Annotated in this window: 4 protein-coding genes; 3 read left to right on the top strand and 1 reads right to left on the bottom strand. The window is 71.6% G+C overall.

Going from position 1 to position 2,822, the window contains the following annotated elements; genetic code table 11:
* Positions 1 to 7: 7 nt before the first annotated feature.
* Positions 8 to 457, bottom strand: a complete 450-nt coding sequence (locus ACFU7Y_RS42590; protein WP_224282987.1) for a DUF3093 domain-containing protein — start codon at positions 455 to 457, stop codon at positions 8 to 10.
* A gap of 135 nt (positions 458 to 592) precedes the next feature.
* Here ACFU7Y_RS42590 and ACFU7Y_RS42585 point away from each other — a divergent pair, with 135 nt between their 5' ends.
* The 3 genes from ACFU7Y_RS42585 (at position 593) to ACFU7Y_RS42575 (ending at position 2,508) form a co-directional block, all read left to right on the top strand.
* A complete protein-coding gene (locus ACFU7Y_RS42585) occupies positions 593 to 1,171 on the top strand; it encodes a PaaI family thioesterase (RefSeq protein WP_224282992.1) in 579 nt (192 codons plus the stop codon).
* Positions 1,168 to 1,635 carry a dUTP diphosphatase gene (gene dut, locus ACFU7Y_RS42580; protein ID WP_224282986.1) on the top strand — a complete coding sequence of 156 codons (468 nt, stop codon included), beginning with the start codon at positions 1,168 to 1,170 and terminating at the stop codon, positions 1,633 to 1,635. Before ACFU7Y_RS42585 ends, dut begins: the two co-directional genes overlap by 4 nt.
* A gap of 69 nt (positions 1,636 to 1,704) precedes the next feature.
* Positions 1,705 to 2,508: a DUF3710 domain-containing protein gene (locus ACFU7Y_RS42575; RefSeq protein ID WP_224282985.1), complete on the top strand. Its 804-nt coding sequence runs from the start codon at positions 1,705 to 1,707 to the stop codon at positions 2,506 to 2,508.
* Positions 2,509 to 2,822 lie beyond the last annotated feature (314 nt).

Below are 2,822 nucleotides of genomic sequence, written 5' to 3'. Positions count from 1 at the left end.
GCCCGCCTCAGGTGCGGGCGCCGCGCCGGGCGTCCTCCAGCGCCTCCGCCAGCTTCATCGGCGAGCGGGTCGACAGATAGAGGTACGGCGTCGGGTCGGCAGGGTCGGTCACCTCGATCCGCAGCGCCGTCGGGACGTAGCTGCGCAGCAGCATGAAGGCGCGCGGATCGGCCTTCGGGCCGCGCCAGGCCGCCGCCTCGGCGGGGCTCAGCGCCTGCGCGCTGCCGAGCGCGTCCACCGGGATCCGGGCCGGGCCGGCCACCAGCGAGCCCTGGACCACGCGGATGCGGGCCGAGCCGTAGCTGCTGATCGCGACCGCGCCGGCGGCGATGCCGACCACCAGCCCGATCAGCGCGGCCGGACCGCTGACCCGGATGAGGATCAGCGCGAGTGTGAGACCCATCGCGATCGGGAGCAGCCACCAGGAACGCGGCACCGTGAGGCGTTCGTCGTACATGCCCCCATTGTGGTCGCCCTGACGCCCGGCAGGGGACGCCACCCCCACCGGAGGCCTTCCTACCCCTGGGTAGGGTTGGGCCCCGTGACCGGTACGACTGCCACCAGCACCCCCACCGCCCGGCCGGCGCCCGCGATGCCGCCGTCCCCGACCACCCCGCCGCCGGACGCCGTCCTGCCGCAGCGCCACCCCCAGGCGCCCGCCCCCGGCACCCGGCTCGGCTCCCACTACGAGCACTGCTTCGGCTGCGGCCCGCAGCACCCCGGCGGCCTGCGGATCGACGCGGTCGCCGGCGAGGGACTCGACGTCACCGCCGAGTTCGCCGTCCGTGACGCCCACCAGGGCGGCCCCGGCCTGGCCCACGGCGGGCTGCTGACCACCGCTATGGACGAGACCCTCGGCACGCTCAACTGGCTGCTGCACGCCCCCGCCGTGACCGGCCGGCTGGAGACCGACTTCCTCAGCCCGGTGCCCGTCGACTCTGTGCTGCACCTGCGCGCCTGGATCACCGGCGTGCACGGCCGCAAGATCTACAGCGCCGCCGAGGCGCGGATCGGCGGTCCGGACGGGCCGGTCGCCGTGCGTGCTCAGGCCCTCTTCATCCAGGTGAAGCTGGAACACTTCACCACGCACGGTCGTCCCGAGGACATCGAGAAGGTCCTCGACGACCCTGATCTGATGAAGCGCGCACGAGCCTTTGAGGTGAACCCTTGAGCGACACCCCCCGCCCGCAGCTGGACGTCCTGATCAAGCGCATCGACCCCGAGCTGCCGCTGCCCGCGTACGCGCAGCCCGGGGACGCCGGTGCCGATCTGCGCACCACCGTCGACGCCGAGCTGGCCCCCGGAGAGCGGGCCGTCCTGCCCACCGGCGTCGCCATCGCCCTGCCGGACGGCTACGCGGCCTTCGTCCACCCCCGGTCGGGGCTGGCAGCTCGTTGCGGCGTTGCCCTCGTGAACGCCCCGGGGACGGTCGATGCCGGGTACCGTGGAGAGATCAAGGTGATCGTCGTCAATCTGGACCCGCACGAGGGGGTCAGCTTCCGTCGAGGGGACCGGATCGCCCAGCTGGTGATCCAGCAGGTCGAGAAGGCCCGGTTCCACGAGGTGGAGGAGCTGCCTGGGTCGGCACGCGCCGAGGGCGGGTTCGGGTCGACCGGCGGCCACGCCGCGGTCTAGCATGCCCGCGGCCTCGCAGGAAGCCGAGCAGGTATTCGCATCGGTCTTGGACCGGGAAGGACAGTGACCGTGTTCCGTCGTCGCCAGAAGAGCGAGGACGCTGTCGAGCAGCTCGCCGACGACGCCATCAGCGCCGACGAGACGGCCGATGACGTCGAAGGTTCCGCCGAGAGCGAGAACGTGACCGAGCTGGACCCGGCCGACAGGGTCGGCCTGCCTCCGGCTCCCCGGCCGGATGGCCCGTGGGACAACTCCGAGCTGGAGAACCCCGAGGAGGGACGAGTCGACCTCGGGGGTCTGCTGGTCCCCGGTGTCGAGGGCATGGAGCTGCGCGTCGAGGTCGCCGGTGACGCGATCGTGGCCGCCACCCTCGTGCTCGGCAACAGCGCCATCCAGCTCCAGGCCTTCGCGGCCCCGAAGTCGGAGGGCATCTGGGGCGAGGTCCGGGAGGAGATCGCCAACGGCATCACCTCGCAGGGCGGCCTCATCGAGGAGGAGGAGGGCCCGCTCGGCTGGCACCTCCGCGCTCAGGTCCCCGTGCAGCTGCCGGACGGCACCCAGGGTGTGCAGCTGGTGCGGTTCGTCGGCTGCGACGGTCCGCGCTGGTTCCTGCGCGGTGTGATCTCGGGCCAGGCCGCAGTGCAGCCGGAGATGGCCGGGATCCTGGAGCAGGTCTTCCGGCAGACGGTCGTCGTGCGTGGCGAGTCCCCGATGGCTCCCCGCGACCCGATCGTGCTGAAGCTTCCCGAGGACGCCCAGATGGTCGCCGACGGTGGCGGGGCGGCCGCCGCTGCCGGTGAGGGCGAGAGCCGCTTCGGCGGCGCCTCGCTCGACCCGTTCGCGCGTGGCCCGGAGATCACCGAGGTCCGCTGACCCGGATCCGGCCGGCCCTGACCGGCATGGATCGCCCCTGTCCGGGAGCCCGGACAGGGGCGATTTGCATGTGGCGGGCAGGTCCCCGTACAGTTCCGGAGTCGCCGCGGGAGACCAAGGTGGCAAAGCGGAAAGCAAATCCGATGAATGAAACTCCGGAAAACGGAGCGGAAAACATCTGATAAGCTGGAAACACGAAAGAACGAAGCCCGGAGGATTCGCTGGAAGGCGGTCCGAAGGAAGCGTCCGTTCCTTGAGAACTCAACAGCGTGCCAAAAGTCAACGCCAGATATGTTGACATCCCCGGCCTCAGG

Origin of the sequence: Kitasatospora sp. NPDC057542, assembly GCF_042801945.1 — a bacterium.
GTDB lineage: Bacteria > Actinomycetota > Actinomycetes > Streptomycetales > Streptomycetaceae > Kitasatospora.
Note: the sequence above shows the minus strand (reverse complement) of the source record. Positions and strands in the feature narration are given on the sequence as shown.

What these genes read in the sequence shown, in the direction of transcription:
- ACFU7Y_RS42585 (WP_224282992.1), top strand. Translation starts at nt 593, where the DNA reads ATGCCGCCGTCCCCGACCACCCCGCCGCCGGACGCCGTCCTGCCGCAG.
- ACFU7Y_RS42590 (WP_224282987.1), bottom strand. Translation starts at nt 457, where the DNA reads ATGTACGACGAACGCCTCACGGTGCCGCGTTCCTGGTGGCTGCTCCCG.